Source organism: Caulobacter sp. Root1472 (genome assembly GCF_001426985.1).
Classification (GTDB): Bacteria; Pseudomonadota; Alphaproteobacteria; order Caulobacterales; family Caulobacteraceae; genus Caulobacter; species Caulobacter rhizosphaerae.
The window spans coordinates 697,610-715,685 of the sequence record NZ_LMFX01000001.1 but is presented as its reverse complement, the minus strand read 5'-3'; the positions used below and the strand labels follow the sequence as shown (position 1 = coordinate 715,685).

The following is an 18,076-nucleotide window of genomic DNA, read 5'->3' as shown; positions in this document are numbered from 1 at the left end:
ACCCGCCTCAGGCGGGGAGGCGCATTTCCAAGGGGTAGGCGACGAAGGTCTCGTAGATCGCCTGGTGGATGCGGGCGCATTCGTTGGCGACGGTGGTCAGCAGCTCGCCGGCGCCCTGGCTTTCCAGTTCGCCGACGTCGGCGAACTCCAGCCGGGCCTTCAGCCGGCCGGCCAGCCGTTCGGGGGCGGCCCGTCCGGTGGCTTCGACGTGGCGGGCCAGTTCGCTGAGGTGCTTTTCGATCTGGCTGGTGGCGAAGCGGATCGAGCGCGGGAAGTCCTCGTCGAAGACCATGAACTCCAGAATGTGCCGCGGCTCGATCTCGGCGGTATAAACCCGCAGATACGGCTCCAGCGCGCAGCCCATCCGCAGCAGGCTGACCAGCGCCAGGTGGTCGTTGACCCTGGGGCTGTCCTCAGCGAAGCAGGCCTCCAGCAGGCCGGCGATCAACTGGGCCCGCTCCAGGTACATGCCCACCATCATGAACCGCCAGCTTTCGCCATGGCTCATGGTGGTGTCGGCCGCGCCCTTGAACAGGTGCACGTCGGCGATGATGTCGTGCAGGAAGGTCACCGAATTGTCGGCGAACTCGCGGCCGGCGTTGCGGTCCATGACCTTCAGATAGAGCAGGTTCAGCCGCTCCCAGGTCTCGGTCGTGATCTGGTCGCGAACCTGGCGGGCGTTTTCCCGGGCCCGCGACAGGGACGAGACCACAGAGTTGGGATCCGAGCGGTCCAGGACCAGGCCCTTGGCCGCCTCGAAGGCGCCGGCGGTCAGGTCGGTCTCGCCGACCGCCGACAGCGCGATGCGCACGGCCTCGGCCCCGGTGTCGGTCTGGTCGAGCGTGGCGTTGAGCATCACCGTCGACAGGCGCGACAGGTGCTCGGCCCGCTCGATGTAGCGGCCCAGCCAGTAGAGGCTGTCGGCGACGCGAGCGAGCATCATGCGAGCCACTCCTTAGTCAGGAAGGGGGCGAGCATCATTGGCCGGTTCCTTTTTCGGCAGAGTGGCCGGCGCCATTGCCGTTGTGGCCGTTCTCCTCGGCCAGGACCCAGGTGTCCTTCGATCCGCCGCCCTGGCTGGAATTGACCACCAGCGAACCGCGCTTCAGCGCCACGCGGGTCAGGGCGCCGGGCGTGACCACGGTCTTCTCGCCCGACAGGATGAAGGGCCGCAGGTCGACGTGGCGCGGCTCGATGCGGCCGTCCACGAGGCATGGGGCGGTCGACAGCTGGATGGTCGGCTGGGCGATGTAGTTGGCCGGATCGGCCTTCAGGGCGTCGGCGAATTCCGAGCGCTCCCGGGCCGAGGCGTGGGGGCCCACCAGCATGCCGTAGCCGCCCGAGGCGCCCACCGCCTTGACCACCAGCTTGTCGAGATTGTCCAGCACGTGGCTCAGCTGGGCGGGCTCGCGGCACAGGAAAGTCTCGATGTTCGGCAGGATGGCGTCCTCGCCGAGGTAATAGCGGATGATGTCGGGCACGAAGGCGTAGACGGCCTTGTCGTCGGCCACGCCGGTGCCCGGCGCGTTGCACATCACCACATTGCCGGCCCGGTAGGCGTTGAACAGGCCCGCCGCGCCCAGCGACGAGTCGCGGCGGAAGGTGAGGGGGTCGATGAAGTCGTCGTCCACCCGGCGGTAGATCACGTCCACCCGGCGCAAGCCGGTGGTGGTGCGCATGTAGACCATGTTGTCATGGACCACGAGGTCGCGCCCCTCGACCAGCGGCACGCCCATCAGCCGCGCCAGATAGGCGTGCTCGTAATAGGCCGAGTTATAGACGCCGGGGGTCAGCACCACGACCTGCGGGTTCGGCCGCCAGTCGGCGCTCATGCTCTTGAGCGTAGCCAGCAGCAGGTCGGGATAGCGTTCGACCGGCCGCACGCCGGCTTCGCGATAGGCGCCGGGGAAGGTCCGCTTGGAGGCGTCGCGGTTGGCCAGCATGTAGGACACGCCGGACGGCACCCGCAGATTGTCCTCCAGCACGGCGAACTCGCCGTCCTGGCCGCGAATCAGGTCGCTGCCGCAGACGTTGGCGTAGGCCTTGTGCGGCACGTAGAGGTTCTGCATCTCGCGACGGTACGAGGGCGCGCCCAGCACTAGTTCGCGCGGCACCACCCCGTCCATCAGGATCTGCTGTTCGCCATAGATGTCGGCCAGGAACATGTTCAGCGCCTGCAGGCGCTGGGTCAGGCCAGCCTCGATCTTGGCCCATTCCTGGGCCGGCAGGATGCGTGGGAAAAGGTCGGTGGGGATGATCCGCTCGGTGGCGCTGTCGGCCCCGTAGACCGTGAAGGTGATGCCCTGCAGCAGGAACGAGCGCTCGAGCATCCGCTGCCGGTCGGCCAGCTCGCCGGCCCCGAGCGTGGAGATCCGGCTCTGCAGCGCCGCATAGTGGGCCCGCACGTCGCCGCCGTGGGCGATCATCTCGTCATAGGCCACGCCGGGCAGATAGGCCGCCCCGGTCATCGGCAAGGTGGGAGTATCGTCGATGTCCTGGATTTTCGCCGCCACGCCCGTGTCCACTTTGTCCGCCCTTCGCGCCGCAGTGAGGCGGCGCGTCCCGATCCAGCCTAGAACGCGCGAAGGGCGCAAGCGGTGCTTTTCTTGCCGCGATGACGAAATGTGCGGTCCTGCCCAACATTTGGGCGCCGCTCTGGCGCATGCAGGCCCGTGGCCGGAAGCGTTTGATTACATTTCACCGCGTGACAGCCGGCGGGGGGGCGATTACAGGGGTTCGGGGGCGCTCCACGCGGGAATCGGAAGGCTTGGTGCGTAAGAGATTTGCCCTTAGCGTGACCGCGGCGACCCTGATGGTCGCAGGCCATGCCAATGCGGCCGAGCCTGCGGCGACCGTCACCGGGGTCGAAGACCGTGCGCTGCGCGAGGCGATCCAGCGCGCCATGACCGAGGCCAAGCAGCCGGCGCGCAGCCGCTCCGAAGCCCGCCGCCGAGCCCGCGACGCCGGCGACGAGGCCGTCGCCGTGCTGCGCTCGGAAGGCTATTACGGCTATGTCGTCGAACCGGACGTCTCCGAGGCCGATCCGCCGCGCGCCATTCTCAAGATCACGCCGGGGCCGGTCTTCGTGATCGCCGACCCCCAGCTGGCCTGGAGCGGAACGCCGCCCGACGAAGGCGTCGCCCAGCGGGCCCAGAGCGTCATCCGGCTGACGCCGGGCGCGCCGGGCCGGGCCGCCGACGTGTTGGCGGCCGAGGGGCGCGCGGTCTCCCAGGTGCAGCAGCTGGGCTATGCGGACGCCGCGGCCGAGCCGCGCGAGGTCGTGGTCGATCACGCCGACCACACGGTGCGTCCGACCTTCCACATCGCGGCCGGCGATCTGACCCATGTTGACGGCATACAGGTCGTCACCCAGGGACGCTCCAAGTCCGCCTGGGTGCAGCACCTGGCGCCCTGGAAGTCGGGCGACATCTATGAGCCCGACGACATCGCCGAGCTTGAGCGGCGGCTGCGCGACACGGGGGTCTATGACACGGTTTCGGTGTCGCTGGCCCCCAAGGACAAGGCGACTCCGGACGGCCTGCGGCCGGTGATCGTCACCCTGGCGGATCGCAAAGCCAAGACGATCGAGCTGGGCGCCAGCTATTCGAGCACCGACGGGCCGGGCGTGGACGCCAAGTGGATCCGGTACAACCGCCTCCACAGGGCCGACACCACCACCTTGACGGCGCGCCTGGCCAAGCTGGACAGCCGCCTGGAGGCCGAGCTGGCCCTGCCGCACTGGCGGCGCAGTCAGCAGACCTTGAAGCTGAACACCGCCATCTTCCGCGACAACACCGACGCCTATACCGAAACCGGCGCCCACATCGGCGCCGACCTGACGCGGCGTCTGCAGCCGACCATCTATCGTACCTACGGCGTGTCGCTGGACGTCTCGCAGATCGATTCGCCGACCACCGCCAACGGCGTGACCACCGACATCCGGCAGAACTTCGCCACCTTCACCTTACTGGGCGCGCAGGCCTGGGATCGGTCCGACAGCGTGCTGGATCCGACAAAGGGATGGCGGCTGGACGTGCGGGCCGAGCCGACCGCGATCACCGGCGACCTGACCATGGCCTTCATGAAGGTCCAGGCCCAAAGCACGGCCTATCTGCCGTTCGGCGAGGGCGCGCGCACCGTGTTGGCGGGCCGGATCAAGGCCGGGCAGATCCTGGGCGGCACCATGCCGGAGGTGCCGGCCTCCAAACGCTTCTACGCCGGCGGCGGCGGGTCGGTGCGCGGCTTTTCCTACCAGGCCATCGGGCCGCGGATCGACAACACCACCACGCCGCAGGGCGGCCTGTCGTTGCTGGAAAGCTCGCTCGAGCTGCGCCACAAGTTCACCGACACGTGGGGGGCGGTGGCCTTTATCGACGCCGGCGCTGTCGGGGTCGACAAATGGCCCAACGGCGATGATTTCGGAGTCGGCGTAGGCGTGGGCGTCCGCTACGACCTGGGCTTCGGGCCGATCCGGGCCGACATCGCCATGCCGGTCAGCCGGCGATCGGGCGACCCGGCGTTCCAGGTCTATATCAGCATCGGGCAGGCCTTTTGACCGACGCAGCCCCACCGCCTGAAGAGGGTGCGGACGCCGTCGCCGAGACGGCGACCAAGGTCGCGCGCAAGATCGGCTGGCCGGGCCTGGTCATCATCATTTCGGTCAGCCTGGTGGTGCTGGTCGCCGTGCTGCTGGGCGGCGTGCGCTTCGGCGCGATTACGCCTCAGGGCCGCGCCTTCCTGGAAGCTCGCACCAGCGGGCTGAAGCTGGGCCGCATCGGCCGGCTGAAGATCGAGGGCCTGACGGGCGACATCTGGAACGCGTTCGGGGTGCGCCGTCTGACGATCAGCGACGAAAAAGGCGTCTGGCTCGAGGCTGCCGACCTCTATGTCGACTGGCGCCCGGCCGAACTGTTCTACCGCCGGTTCCACGCCGACGAGATCACGGCCCGCCAGGTGGTGGTGCTGCGCCGCCCGACCTTGACCCCCGCGGGCAAGTCCAGCGTCGCGCCGGTTTCGGTGGACCTGGACCGGGTCGCCCTGCGCCTGATCACCCGGCCGGAATTCAGCCGTCAGGCCGGCGACTTCGACCTGAGCGGCGACTACGAGTCCGAGCGGCTGGGCGGCCAGAAAGGCGCCTTGAAGGCGATCAGTCGCCTGCATGTCGGCGATCACCTGAAGCTGGTTTTTGATCTCGGGCGCGACAAGACCCTGCTGCTCGACGCCGAGGCCCAGGAAGCCAATGGCGGAGCCCTGGCCGGGGCGATGGGGCTGTCGCCCGACCGGCCTTTCGACCTGAACGCCAAGGCCCACGGCACGATGAGCCAGGGCGCGTTCACCCTGCTGGCGCGGTCCGGCGACGCCACGCCGCTGAAGGCCGGCGGCGCCTGGACGCCGCAGGGCGGTTCGGCGACGGGCCATATCGACCTGGCGGCCTCGAGCCTGACCGACCGTGAGGAGAAGATGTTCGGAGCCGACGCCCGCTTCTCGATCGTCGGGCGCAAGAGCGGGGCGTTCAGTGACCTGGACGTGAAAGTCGACAGCCAGAACCTGAGCTTGGTCGCCCACGGCCCGGCCGACCTGGGCAAGCGGATCACCGCGCCCGCCGGACTGAACTTCTCCGCCAAGGTCGGGAACCTGTCGCGCGTGACGCCGCTGCCGACCATGGGCGCGGGCGTCGCGGAAGGCGTCCTTCACCTGGCCGGTGACGGCCTATCGATCGACGGCCGGGTCGATGTCCGGGACTTGTCCCTGCTTGGTTATCGCCTGGCGCGTGTCCGGGGACCGGCTTCCGTCGGCTGGAAGCGGGGCGAGCTGAGCCTCAAGGGCGCGGCCACCAGCGAGGGCGGCGGCGGGCAGGGGCTGTTGGCCGTGCTGGGCCGCGCGCCATCGGCCCAGTTCGAAGGGGCGCGGCTGAAGGACGGTCGCTTCCTTATCCGTTCGGCCAAGGTCCAGGCCCCCAACCTGACCGTCATCGCCGAAGGCGAACGCGGCATCCTCGGCGGCCTGTCGTTCAAGGGCGAGGCCAGGGTCGGTTCCCTGTCCCCGGTTCACCCCGGCATGAAGGGGCAGGCGACGGCGCGATGGTCGGCCAGCCAAGGCGTCGGCAAGCCCTGGCTGCTGAGCGTCGATGCGCGGGGCGGTAACTTCGCGACCGGTCTGGCCGAACTCGACCGCCTGCTGGGCAAGACCCCGCGGCTGAACGCCCGGGCCTCCTGGGCCAACGAACGGTTGTCGGTGGCCGACGCCAAGCTGGACGGGGCAGCCGCCTCGGTCCGCGGCTCGGGCGTGCTCGGCCCGGGACCGGCGCTGGGCTTCAAGCTGGATTGGACCGCTACGGGACCGTTCGTCGCCGGGCCGATCGAGGTCGCCGGCAAGGCCAGGGGCGCGGGCGCGGTGACCGGGACGCTGACGGCGCCCAGGGTCGACCTGATCGCCGACTTCGACTCCATCGACGTGCCGCGCCTGCCGCTGAAGGACGCTCACCTTGTCCTGTCGTTCGCCAAGCGAGCGGACGGCGGGGACGGGACGGCCTCCATCGCGGCGGGCAGCCAGTACGGGCCGGCCAAGGGACGAGCGGCGTTCAGCTTCGCGCTGGGCGGGCTGGAGCTGTCCGACCTGGACGTCGACGCCGGCGGCGCCAAGGCCAAGGGCGCGGTGTCGCTCCGCAGCGGCCGCCCGGCTACGGCCGACCTCGTGGTGGCGGTCGGGCCGGGCGCCTTCCTGACCCAGGGCCGGGTCGCCGGCACGGCCAAGATCACCGACGGCCCGGCGGGGCCCGTGGCCCAGCTCGACCTGGCCGCCGACGACATCGTCGGCGGGGCGTGGAAGGTCCGGCATGCCGGCATCAAGGCGGCCGGTCCGATGGCGCGCCTGCCGCTGACCGTCGACGCGCGGGGCGAGGCTCCGTCCGGCCGGTGGAAGCTGAACGGCTCGGGCGTGCTGACCCAGTCGGGTCCGGAATACCTCCTGGCCCTCGACGCGGCCGGCGCCATGGCGCGGACCGAGATCAAGACCCGCGAAGCCGCCCAGATCCGGTTCGGCGGCCCGCGGACCAACGCCCGTCTGCGGCTGTCGGTCGGTGACGGCGCGGCCGATCTCGATGCCGACGTCGGCGGCGACCTGGCCACGCTGCGCGCCCAGCTGACCGGCGTCAGCCTCACCGCGATCAATCCCGACATGGCCGGCAAGGTCGACGCCCACCTGACGCTCAGCGGGTCGGGCCCGACCCTGGCCGGCGAGTTCGACGCCAACCTGATCGGAGCCCGCGAGCGCGGTCCTCGCACCGACCGCGCCCTGAACGCCGAGATCCGTGGCGTGTTGCGCGACAACACCATGACGATCAACGCCACCAGCACCACCAGCCAGGGTCTGCAGGCCAGGGCCGAGGTGGTCCTGCCCACGGAGGCCTCGGCCAAGCCGTTCCACCTGGCGATCAATCGCCAGCGTGCGGTGCGCGGCCAGTTCACGGCCCAGGGCGAGATCAAGCCGTTGTGGGATCTCCTGGGCAGCTCCGAGCGCAGCGTGTCAGGCAAGATCGACGCCGAGGGCGAACTGGCCGGCACCCTGGCCGATCCGCGCCTGACGGGCCGCGCCAGCCTGGAGGGCGGCCGGGTCGACGACGGCCAGACGGGCCTCAGCCTGCGCGACGTCATCGTGCGCGTGGGCCTGGCCGACAACGCCATCGACGTCAGCCAGGTCTCGGCGGGCGACGGCCAGGGCGGCACGATGTCGGGCTCGGGCCGGATCAGCCTGGCCCGCGGCGGCCTGGGCAGTTTCAAGCTGGACCTGAAGGGCTTCCGGGTCATCGACAACGAACTGGCCTCGGCCACGGCCAGCGGCCAGACCACGGTCAATCGCGGCGCCGACGGCAAGGTCAAGATGGCCGGCGCCCTGGTCATCGACCGCGCCGATGTCTCGGCCCAGACCAAGACCCCGGCCGGCGTGGTCTCGATGGATGTCGTCGAGCGCAACCGGCCGGACGAGATGGACCAGGGCGTCGAGGCCCGAAAGGTCGAACCCGGCAGCGGCATGCTGCTGGACGTCACCCTGACCGCGCCGCGCCGCATCTTCGTGCGTGGTCGCGGGTTGGACGTCGAACTCTCGCTGAACGCCCATGTCGGCGGCTCGACCAACAGCCCGGTCCTGGACGGCGAGGCGCGGATGGTGCGCGGCGAGTACGATTTCGCCGGCAAGCGCTTTGAGTTCGACCAGAACGGCACGGTCCGCCTGGCCACGCAGCTGGACCGCATCCGGCTGGACCTGACCGCCACCCGCGAGGATCCGGCCCTGACCGCCGTGGTCAAGGTGCAGGGCACCGCGGCCAAGCCCGAGATCACCCTGACCTCCAAGCCCGAGCTGCCGCAGGACGAGGTGCTGTCGCAGGTGCTGTTTGGCTCGTCAGCCGCCAACCTGACCCCGATCGAGGCGGCGCAGCTGGCCTCGGCCCTGGCCGCCCTGGCCGGCGGCGGCGGCTTCGACGTGATCGGCAACCTGCGCAGCCTGGCCGGGCTAGACCGCCTGTCGTTCGCCGAGAGCGCCACGGGCATGACGGTCTCCGGTGGCAAGTACGTGACCGACGACGTCTATGTCGAGATCATCGGCGGCGGACGTGAAGGCACCTCGGCCCAGGTCGAGTGGCGCGTGCGCCGGGCCCTGTCGCTGGTCTCCAAGATCGGCAGCCAGGGCGACGCCCAGCTTTCGGTCCGCTGGAGAAAGGACTACAACTAGCGCGCCTCCGCCTCGTCCGCGCCGTCGGCTCGACAAGCTGGTGGAGGCATGCAGTGACCGATCCGAACGCCGACCCTGGCCTTGACCGGGCCGGGGCTTGTTCGGAGCAAGGCTGTTGCGCGGGCGACCGGTTTCCGGGTTCGAGGAAGCACGAATTGTCCGCGGCCCTTGGTTTAGTTTGAACTGAGGGAGACAGTGGATTCATGCGACTCAACGACGAGGATCGCGCCGTTCTGCGACATCTGGCCGATCAGGGCCCGCTGATCATCGATCGCGCGGTCGCCTGGTGCGCCATCAACTCGGGAAGCCGGCACATGGCTGGCCTCGAGCGCCAACGGCAAGTTTTGCTCGACGCCTTCGGAAACCTGCCGGCCGCGCCGACCGATATCCCGCTGGGCGCCTCGCCCGAGGTCGGGGCCGACGGTCGCGTCGGAGAGCAGGCCCATCCGGCGGCGATCGCCGTGGTCGTGCGGCCCGAAGCGTCGGTGCAGGTCGTGCTGACCGGCCACTACGATACGGTCTATCCCGAGACCTCCGGCTTCCAGGCGGTCACGACGCGCCCCGACGGCGCGCTGCACGGTCCGGGGATCGCCGACATGAAGGGCGGGATTTCGGTGATGTTGGCGGCGCTGGAGGCCTTCGAGCGCCATCCGCTTGCCCACAACGTCGGCTATCGCGTGCTGCTGTCGCCGGACGAGGAGATCGGTTCGGTGGCTTCGGCCCCGATCCTCGCGGAATTCGCGCGCCTGGGGCATGTGGGCCTGACCTACGAGCCGGCCCTGGCCGACGGGGCGCTGGCCAGCGCCCGCAAGGGTTCAGGCAATTTCCATATCGTGGTCCACGGCAAGGCGGCCCATGCCGGGCGCGACTTCGCCGCCGGCCGCAACGCGGTGATGGAGGCCGCCCGCATCGCCCAGGCCCTGCACGCTCTGAACGGCCTGCGCGACGGCGTGACCTGCAACATCGCCAAGATCGACGGCGGTTCGCCGCTGAACATGGTGCCCGACGTGGCCGTGGTGCGGTTCAATCTGCGCTTCCCCGCCGCCGATGACGCCGCCTGGTTCGAAAGAGAGGTCGACAAGATCGTCGCGTCGACGGGCGAGGGGCTGCACGCTCACCTTCACGGCCGGATCACCCGCGGCGCCAAGCCGTTCAACGCCGCCCAGCAGCGACTGTTCGGGGCGATCAAGGACGTGGGCGCGCTGCTGGGCCAGGACATCGCCTGGAAGCCGTCCGGCGGGGTCTGCGAGGGCAACAACCTGTTCGCCTCGGGCCTGCCCAACGTCGACACCCTGGGGGTGCGGGGCGGCGACATCCACAGCGAGGCCGAGCATGCCTGGCCCGACAGCTTCGTCGAGCGCGCCCAGCTGTCGGCCCTGATCCTGATGAAACTGGCCAGCGGCGAGATCGACGGTCCGGCCCTGCGCGCCATGACCGACCTCGCGGAGACCGTCTGAAACATGCTCGTCGTCCGCCCCGCCATGCCCGCCGATTTCGACAGCCTGATGGAGCTGGCCGTCCTGTCGGGTCGCGGCTTCACCAGCCTGCCCGAGGACGAACAGACCCTGCGCGCCCGCCTGGACCTGTCCCAGGCCAGCTTCCACTCCGAAGTCGCCGCGCCGGAGGCCTGGTACACCCTGATGCTGGAGGACCTGGCCGAAGGCGACGTCGTCGGCGTGGCCGGGGTCAAGGCGGGGGTGGGCTTGAAGCGCCCGCACTTCTCGTTCCGGGTGGTGACCCTGGCCCAGTCCTCGCCCACCCTGGACAAGCGCTTCGACCACCGGGCCCTGGTGCTGGTCAACGAATGCGCGGGCTGGTCCGAGGTCGGGTCCCTGTTCCTCAAGCCCGAGCGCCGCAAGGGCGGGGCTGGGCGACTGCTGGCCCAGTCGCGCTACATGCTGATCGGCCTGGAGCCGCAGCGCTTCGCCGAGATGGTGCTGGCCGAGCTGCGCGGCTGGTTCGACGTCGACGGCAGCTGTCCGTTCTGGGACCACGTCGCCAGCAAGTTCTTCCGGCTGGAGTTCGACGAGGCCGACATGATGAGCGCCTCGACCGACGGCCAGTTCATCCTCGACCTGGCGCCGCGCCATCCCATCTATGCCGAGCTGCTTCCGCAGGCGGCGTCCGAGACCATCGGCCGCGTGCACCGCGAGGGCGAGGCCGCCCGGGCCATGTTGGAGAGCGAAGGTTTCCGCTTTTCGGGCCTGATCGACATCTTCGACGCTGGTCCGACCGTGGCGGCGCGGCGCGACGACATCAAGACGGTGCGCGAGGGCCGGCGGCTGCGCGTGCGGTTGGGCGAGGACGCCTATGGCGAGGAGGCCCTGATCTGCTCGGGCGCGGTGGCCCGCTTCCGGGCGGTGCGCGCCCCGGTGCTGCTCGACGGCGAGAGCGCGATCATCGGACGGGACGCCGCGGCGGCCCTGGGCGTCAAGGACGGCGAAATGGTGCGGGTGAAGGCATGAGCGGCGGCGTGTTCATCGAGGGCGTCTGGCGGGCGGGCGCGGGGGCCGAGGCGACCTCTGTCGATCCGACCACCGGCGAGGTCATATGGCGCCAGGCGACGGCCAGTCCGGCCGACGTGGCGGCGGCGGTCACGGCGGCCCGCAAGGCCTTTCCGGCCTGGGCTGACTTGCCGCGCGAAGAACGCATCGCCGTCCTGCGCCGCTACAAGGACGTGCTGGTCGCCCGCACGGCGACCTTTGCCGAGGCCTTGAGCCGCGAGACGGGCAAGGCGTTGTGGGAGACCAAGGCCGAGCTGGGCTCGATGGCCGGCAAGGTCGACGCCTCGATCAGGGCCTATGACGAGCGGACCGGCGAGCACGCCAGCGACATGGCGTTCGGCCGCGCGGTGCTACGCCATCGCCCGCACGGGGTGATGGCGGTGCTCGGGCCGTTCAACTTCCCGGGCCACCTGCCCAACGGCCACATCGTGCCGGCCCTGCTGGCCGGCGACACGGTGGTGTTCAAGCCGTCGGAAGAGACGCCCCTGGCCGGCCAACTGCTGGTCGAGGCCCTGGAGGCGGCCGGCGTTCCCCCCGGCGTCATCAACCTGGTGCAGGGCGGCCGCGAGGTCGGCCAGGCCCTGATCGACCAGGAGATCGACGGCCTGCTGTTCACCGGTTCGGCGGCCGCCGGCGCCTTCTTCCGCCGCCACTTCGCTGACCGGCCCGACGTCATCCTGGCCCTGGAGCTGGGCGGCAACAACCCGCTGGTGGTCTGGGACGCCGGCGATCCCGAGGCCGTGGCGGCCCTGGTCGTGCAGTCGGCCTTCATCACCACCGGCCAGCGCTGTTCGTGCGCCCGGCGCCTGATCGTGTCGGACGACGCGGCGGGGCGGGCGGTGATCGACGCCGTGGCGGCCCTGTCCGAGCGCCTGGTGATCGGTCCCTGGAACGGTCGCGAGGAGCCCTTCATGGGGCCGCTGATCTCGGACCGCGCCGCCGCCCAGGCCTTGGCCGGCGCCAAGGCCATGCCCGGGAAGGCCGTGCGCGCAATGACGGGCGTTGACGGCCTGAGCGGGGCGTTCGTCTCGCCGGGCCTGGTCGACGTGACGGGCGAGACGGTGCCGGACGAGGAGCTGTTCGCGCCGCTGCTGCAGGTGCGTCGGGTCGCCTCCTTCGAGGACGCGATCGCCGCCGCCAACGCCACGCGCTACGGTCTGTCCGCGGGACTGATCTCCAGTGAAACAACGCGTTGGGATCACTTCCTGAAGCGGATCCGGGCGGGCGTCGTCAACTGGAACCGGCCAACGACCGGCGCGGCCGGGACCATGCCGTTCGGCGGCCTGGGCAGTTCCGGCAATCATCGGCCCAGCGCCTATTACGCCGCCGACTACTGCGCCTATCCGGTGGCCAGTTTCGAGGCGCAAGGCGTGGTCAATACTCTGGCCGATATCAAGGGCCTGCGCGAATGACCTCGCGCGCGGTCGAGGCCAATTGCGACGGCCTGGTGGGGCCGACCCACTCCTATGTCGGTCTGTCGCCGGGCAACATCGCCAGCCAGGCCAACGCCGGCGAAGTCTCCGATCCGCGGGCCGCGGTGCTGGAGGGCCTGACCAAGATGCGCAAGCTGGCCGACTGGGGCGTGCCGCAGTTCGTGTTGCCGCCGCACGAGCGTCCGGACCTGGCCCTGCTGCGGTCGATCGGCTTTTCGGGCTCGGACGCCAGCGTGCTGGAAAAGGCCTGGAAGGACGCGCCGGCCCTGGCGGCGGCGGCCTGCTCGGCCTCGCCGATGTGGGCAGCCAACGCCGCCACGGTGACGCCCAGCGCCGACACGGCCGACGGTCGCGTGCACTTCACCCCCGCCAACCTGCTGACCAACCTGCATCGCAGCCTGGAGGGGCCGCAGACCGCCCGGTCGCTCCGCCGCCTGTTCCCGGATGAGGCCCGGTTCGCCGTGCACGATCCGCTGCCGGCCCAACCGCACTTCGCCGACGAGGGCGCGGCCAACCATGTACGGCTGTGCGCCGAGCATGGGGAGGCGGGCGTGAACCTGTTCGTCTGGGGCCGTGAGGCCTGGGAACGCTGGGAAGGCCGCTATCCGGCCCGCCAGACCCGCGAGGCGTTCGAGGCGGTCGAGCGCCGTCACGGCGCGGCGCGCGGCGTGTTCGCCCGCCAGGGCCGGGCGGCGATCGACGGCGGGGCGTTCCACAACGACGTGGTCTGCGTCGGCACGCGTGAGTGCCTGCTGTTCCACGAGCGCGCCTTCGAGGATCGCGCGGCGATGGAGGCGGAGGTCCGCCGCGCCGCCGACGGCCTGTTCGAACCGGCCTTCGTCGAGATCAGCGAGGCCGACCTGCCGATGGAAGACCTGGTCAAGAGCTATCTGTTCAATTCCCAGCTCCTGGTCCTTCCCGGCGAGGATCGCCTGGTGCTGCTGGCCCCGGGCGAGACGCGCGACAATCCGCGAGCCCACGCAGCGGCGCAGGCGCTGGCCAGCTCGAACGGGCCCATCGGCCGGGTGGAATATGTCGATGTCCGCCAGAGCATGCGCAATGGCGGCGGCCCGGCCTGTTTGCGGCTGCGGGTCGTGCTGACCGACGCTGAACTGGCCGCCGCGAACTCCGGCCAGCGGTTCGACGCGATCCTGCACGGGCGGCTGAACGCCTGGGCGGAGCGCCGCTATCGCGACCGCCTGGCGCCAGCCGACCTGGCCGACCCGTCGCTGATCGTCGAGAGCCGCGAGGCGCTGGACGAACTGACCGCGATCCTCGACCTTGGCGGCGACTTCTATCCGTTCCAGCGAGCCGCCTGATCATGCGCGACTTCACCGTTCGTCCCGCCACGCCTGATGACGCGGCCGCCGTCCTGGCGCTGCATCGCAAGGTCGCCGCCCAGCCTGGCGGCCTGGCCCGTCAGCCCGAGGAGGTGACGGCCGACTATGTGGCCCACGCTCTGGCGGCCTCTGCCGATGGCGGCGTGAACTTGGTCGCAGAGGGCGTGGACGGGGCGCTGTGCGGCGAATTGCACGTCGAGCGGATGAAGGTCGCGATCTTCGCCCATGTGCTGACCGACCTGACCGTGGCGGTCGATCCCGACTGGCAGGGCAGGGGCGTCGGCTCGGCCCTGTTCCGCGTCCTGATCGACACGGCCCGGAGCATGACGCCGCCGGTCGGCCGGATCGAGCTGTGGACCGGCGCGGCCAACACCGGCGCCCAGCGGCTCTACGAACGGCTGGGCTTCAGGATAGAGGGGCGGATGATCGGGCGCGGCCGGCTGCCGGACGGCACGGTCGACGACGACATCGTCATGGGCCTGCTGCTGGATTAGCGCTGACCGAGATTCGGGCGAGTGCGTGGTCCTCGTCCTTCGACAGGCTCAGGATGAGGACCATTTGCAAGCTCAGCGCTTAGAAAACCTCATCCTGAGCTTGTCGAAGGACGAGGTTTTAGGCCGCCTCAGTTGAATACGTTCTAGCCGCGCAGCGCCGCCAGGGCCTGGGGAAAACGCCGCGACAGGGGCGCCTCGACCGCGCCGAGCTCGACCGCGTAGTCGCCCGAGCCTTCGGGGCGCAGGCCGGTCACGCGAACCGGATTGACCAGCCAGGAGCGATGGGTGCGAACGAAACCATGTGCGGCCATGCCCGTCTCCAGCGCCCCCAGCGACGTCCGCATCAGCGGCCGCCGGCCGTCGGCCAGCAGGAACTCGGCATAGTTGCCGGCCGATCGCACGGCCACGATCTCGGAGACCGGCACGCGGACCAGGCGGGCCCCGTCGCGAATGTCGAAGTTTGCGGCCGCGGTCGCCGTCTGGACCTGGGCGGCGGCCTCGCGGGCGCTGCGCCTCAGCGACAGGTAGAAGATGATCGAGGCCAGGCCGTAGGCCAGCAGGTCCTTGCGGAACTCGTAGGGGAATTCCGTCGACAACGGTCCGAACCGGTACGGGCCGTCCATCACGGCCAGATAGGCCAACTTGCGCAGGGCCACGAAGCCGGAGACGTGCAGCACCGAATAGAGCACGACCGCCGCCAGGTGGACGGGCAGGGCGCGCCACCAGCGCGGCCCCGTTCGCGTCGTCCACACCGCCACGGCGGCGGGGAGCGTGAAGATCACCATCGTCACCAGGGCGCTGCTGGCTTCCCAGATCGCGGGGGCCAGCGTGCCGAGGCGCGGCGCGTCATGGCGGACGGTCAGGACATTGACGACGGCGATGCAGGAAACCAGCCCCGCGCCCAGCAGCCAGGCGCGCCAGACGCCCTGGCGCTCTTCGCCGCTCATCCCGAAAAGCGCGCCGCTCGTCCCTGGGTGTTTTCCGCTCGTCCCTGCCGGCGGCCGCCCATCCCCCGGCGCTTGGCTGGCCTCGGCGGCATGGGCCACGACATTCGCATCGTTTTTCACGCCGGACGCCCCGTCATGCCCTTGACCGCTTCAATCCCTGACCGCCGCTACGACCTCGACTGGATTCGGGTCGGCGCGTTCTTCCTGTTGATTCTGTACCACGTCGGCATGTTCTACGTGCCCTGGGACTGGCACGTGAAGTCGCCACATCCGGTCGACGAGCTGGAACTGGCGATGTTCCTGACCAATCCCTGGCGCCTGACGTTGCTCTTTCTCGTTTCGGGAGCAGCGACCCGGTTCATGGCCGACAAGGTCACGGTCGGAAAGCTGACCGGCGCGCGGATCGCCCGCCTGCTGCCGCCGCTGCTGTTCGCGATGTTCGTGATCGTGCCGCCGCAGTCTTACTATCAGATCGTCGAATACGTGGCCGCCCATCCGGGCTCATCGCTGCACTTTGCCTCCTACGCGGAGTTCTGGACCAAGTACGTCACCGCTTCCGGCCGCTGGTGCACCCCGGAGGGTTGCCTGGTCACCCCGACCTGGAACCACATGTGGTTCGTGGCCTACCTGCTGTTCTACACCCTGGTGCTGGCCGGTCTGCTGCTGGTCTGGCGGCGACTGGGCGCCCATCTGCAGGCGGCCGCCGAGCTGGTGCTGCGCGGCCCGGGCCTGATCCTGTGGCCGATCCTGTTCCTGGGCCTGCTGCGCGCCACCCTCTACCCGCGCTTCGGCGAGACCCACGCCCTGGTCGGCGACCACTATGTCCACGCGGTGTCCTTCTCGGCCTTCCTGCTGGGGTTCGGGCTGGCCAAGTCCGAAGCGCTGCGCCAGCGGCTGATCGCGGTGCGTTGGCTAGCCCTGGTCCTGGCGGTCGCAGGCTATCTGGGCTGGGCGACCTACGCCTATGTCTATCGCAACGACACGCCGATCCCGCCCGAGTGGCTGCGCCCGATCATGCGCTTCGTGCAGGCCACCGACGCCTGGTGCTCGATCGCGGCCATTCTGGGCTTCGGGGCCAGGCACCTGAACCGGGGCGGACCCGTCCTGCGCTACCTGACGCTCGGCGTGTTCCCGTTCTACCTGGTCCACCAGACCCTGATCGTGGTGATGGCGCACCACCTGGCCAAGCTGGGCCTGCCGCAGCCGGTTGAGGCGTTGATCCTGGTCGTCCTCACTTTCGCCGGCTGCTTCGCGACCTACGAGGCCGTCCGGCGCATCCCCGGCCTGCGGATCCTGTTCGGCCTGAAGGGTCAGCCGCCCGCCGAGGCCAGCCGCCCGCCGGTCTTCGCATAGGCCTGGGTGCCGGCGGTGATCACCCGGTCTGCGATGGTGATCTCGGCGATGCCGAGATCGCTGGCGCCAGCCAGCCGGTCGTACAGCGGCCCGAAGTCGCGCAGGGTCACCGCCTGCAGCGTCTGGATCGAGGGAATGACGAAATAGACCTGCTGGAAGTCGTCGATCCGATAGGGGGTGCGCATCACCCGCTCCAGCTCGAAGCCGATGCGATTGGGGGAGGGATCGTCGAGGGCGAAGATCGACTCGGTGCGCGAGGAGACGATCCCGGCTCCATAGATCCGCAGGCCTTGCGGGGTCTCCATGAGGCCGAACTCGACCGTGTACCAATAGAGCCGGGCCAGGTTGGCCAGCCGCCCCAGGCCCAGGGCCCGCTGACCGCCCCGTCCGTAGGCCTGCATGTAGTTGGCGAACACCGGATCGGTCAGCATCGGGACGTGGCCGAAGACATCGTGGAAGATGTCGGGCTCCTGCAGGTAGTCCAACTGGTCGGGTCTGCGGATGAACTGGCCCGCGGGGAAGCGGCGATTGGCCAGGTGATCGAAGAATACGTCGTCGGGCACGAGGCCCGGCACCGCCACTACGCTCCAGCCGGTCAGGCGCTGGAGCTCGTCGTTGATCCGCCTGAAGTCGGGAATGCCGGAACGGTGCAGGTCCAACGCGTCGAGGCCGCGCAGGAATTCGTCGCAGGCCCGCCCCGGCAGCAAGGCCGCCTGGCGTTCGTAAAGGGTGATCCAGACGTCGTGCTCGGCCTGGGAATAGTTTTCCCAACCTTGGTCGATCGTCCAATCGGCGGCCGCGCCGGGGGGCGGGCCGCTGCTAAAGCCGTCTGCGCTCATGAAACGACGTTACGCCCGGTTCGCGGCAAATTCCGTTCGGATTTTGCGCGAGAACCGAGATCGACCGGAGAGAGCTTGCGTCTAGTGCGAGATCCGGGGGCGAAGCTTGTAGGCGCCGTGGTCGAAGCTTTCGAAGATCACCGCCGTCTGCGGGTGACCCACGGGCTCGCCGGTCTCGTCGGCCAGCAGGTTCTGCTCGGAAACATAGGCGACATAGGTGTTGTCGTCGTTCTCGGCCAGCAGGTGGTAGAACGGCTGGTCCTTGGTCGGCCGGATGTCCTCGGGGATGGAGTTCCACCATTCCTCGGTATTGGCGAACACGGGATCGACGTCGAACACCACGCCCCGGAAGGGGAAGATCCGGTGCTTGACCACTTGGCCGATCGCGAATTTGGCAAGTCTCGAATTCATGTCGAGCAGCCTACACGAGTCTCCTGAC

The 18,076-nt window shown here is 69.7% G+C and carries 13 protein-coding genes; 8 read left to right on the top strand and 5 right to left on the bottom strand.

Going from position 1 to position 18,076, the window contains the following annotated elements; genetic code table 11:
* Window positions 1-7 precede the first annotated feature (7 nt).
* Together ASD47_RS02960 and ASD47_RS02955 are read right to left on the bottom strand one after the other, a co-directional pair.
* Window positions 8-943 (bottom strand): alpha-E domain-containing protein, encoded by a 936-nt coding sequence (locus ASD47_RS02960; protein WP_056751350.1) that lies wholly within the window; start codon window positions 941-943, stop codon window positions 8-10.
* Window positions 944-977: 34 nt separating this feature from the next.
* Window positions 978-2,513 (bottom strand): circularly permuted type 2 ATP-grasp protein, encoded by a 1,536-nt coding sequence (locus tag ASD47_RS02955; RefSeq protein WP_156402079.1) that lies wholly within the window; start codon window positions 2,511-2,513, stop codon window positions 978-980.
* A 254-nt stretch (window positions 2,514-2,767) separates the two neighbouring features.
* Between ASD47_RS02955 and ASD47_RS02950 the strand changes: the two genes are divergently transcribed.
* From ASD47_RS02950 to ASD47_RS02920, 7 genes are all read left to right on the top strand, one after another.
* Window positions 2,768-4,555 carry an autotransporter assembly complex family protein gene (locus ASD47_RS02950; protein ID WP_056751346.1) on the top strand — a complete coding sequence of 596 codons (1,788 nt, stop codon included), beginning with the start codon at window positions 2,768-2,770 and terminating at the stop codon, window positions 4,553-4,555.
* Window positions 4,552-8,727, top strand: a complete 4,176-nt coding sequence (locus ASD47_RS02945) for a translocation/assembly module TamB domain-containing protein (protein ID WP_056751343.1) — start codon at window positions 4,552-4,554, stop codon at window positions 8,725-8,727. The genes ASD47_RS02950 and ASD47_RS02945 overlap by 4 nt, the downstream gene beginning before the upstream one ends.
* Before the next feature lie 203 nt (window positions 8,728-8,930).
* On the top strand, window positions 8,931-10,184 hold the full coding sequence (locus tag ASD47_RS02940) for a hydrolase (protein WP_056751341.1): 1,254 nt from the start codon (window positions 8,931-8,933) through the stop codon (window positions 10,182-10,184).
* Window positions 10,185-10,187: 3 nt separating this feature from the next.
* Complete coding sequence (locus ASD47_RS02935) at window positions 10,188-11,192, top strand: arginine N-succinyltransferase (protein WP_056751339.1); 1,005 nt, start codon at window positions 10,188-10,190, stop codon at window positions 11,190-11,192.
* On the top strand, window positions 11,189-12,643 hold the full coding sequence (gene astD / locus ASD47_RS02930; protein ID WP_056751336.1) for a succinylglutamate-semialdehyde dehydrogenase: 1,455 nt from the start codon (window positions 11,189-11,191) through the stop codon (window positions 12,641-12,643). Before ASD47_RS02935 ends, astD begins: the two co-directional genes overlap by 4 nt.
* The gene (gene astB, locus ASD47_RS02925) at window positions 12,640-13,983 is read left to right on the top strand and encodes an N-succinylarginine dihydrolase (RefSeq protein WP_056751331.1); all 1,344 of its coding nucleotides are present in this window, start codon (window positions 12,640-12,642) and stop codon (window positions 13,981-13,983) included. Before astD ends, astB begins: the two co-directional genes overlap by 4 nt.
* 2 nt (window positions 13,984-13,985) lie before the next feature.
* A complete protein-coding gene (locus ASD47_RS02920) occupies window positions 13,986-14,498 on the top strand; it encodes a GNAT family N-acetyltransferase (RefSeq protein ID WP_056751328.1) in 513 nt (170 codons plus the stop codon).
* A 143-nt stretch (window positions 14,499-14,641) separates the two neighbouring features.
* Here ASD47_RS02920 and ASD47_RS02915 read toward each other — a convergent pair whose 3' ends face one another.
* Window positions 14,642-15,445 carry a LytTR family DNA-binding domain-containing protein gene (locus tag ASD47_RS02915; protein WP_056751325.1) on the bottom strand — a complete coding sequence of 268 codons (804 nt, stop codon included), beginning with the start codon at window positions 15,443-15,445 and terminating at the stop codon, window positions 14,642-14,644.
* 135 nt (window positions 15,446-15,580) lie between these two features.
* On the opposite strand from ASD47_RS02915, the gene ASD47_RS02910 reads away from it, so the two are divergent.
* Window positions 15,581-16,798: an acyltransferase family protein gene (locus ASD47_RS02910; protein WP_056751321.1), complete on the top strand. Its 1,218-nt coding sequence runs from the start codon at window positions 15,581-15,583 to the stop codon at window positions 16,796-16,798.
* Here the strand turns inward: ASD47_RS02910 and phhA are convergent.
* Together phhA and hspQ are read right to left on the bottom strand one after the other, a co-directional pair.
* Window positions 16,756-17,637: a phenylalanine 4-monooxygenase gene (gene phhA / locus ASD47_RS02905; protein ID WP_056751317.1), complete on the bottom strand. Its 882-nt coding sequence runs from the start codon at window positions 17,635-17,637 to the stop codon at window positions 16,756-16,758. The two genes, ASD47_RS02910 and phhA, sit on opposite strands and share 43 nt — an antisense overlap.
* A gap of 81 nt (window positions 17,638-17,718) precedes the next feature.
* Window positions 17,719-18,048 carry a heat shock protein HspQ gene (gene hspQ / locus ASD47_RS02900; RefSeq protein ID WP_035077215.1) on the bottom strand — a complete coding sequence of 110 codons (330 nt, stop codon included), beginning with the start codon at window positions 18,046-18,048 and terminating at the stop codon, window positions 17,719-17,721.
* Window positions 18,049-18,076 lie beyond the last annotated feature (28 nt).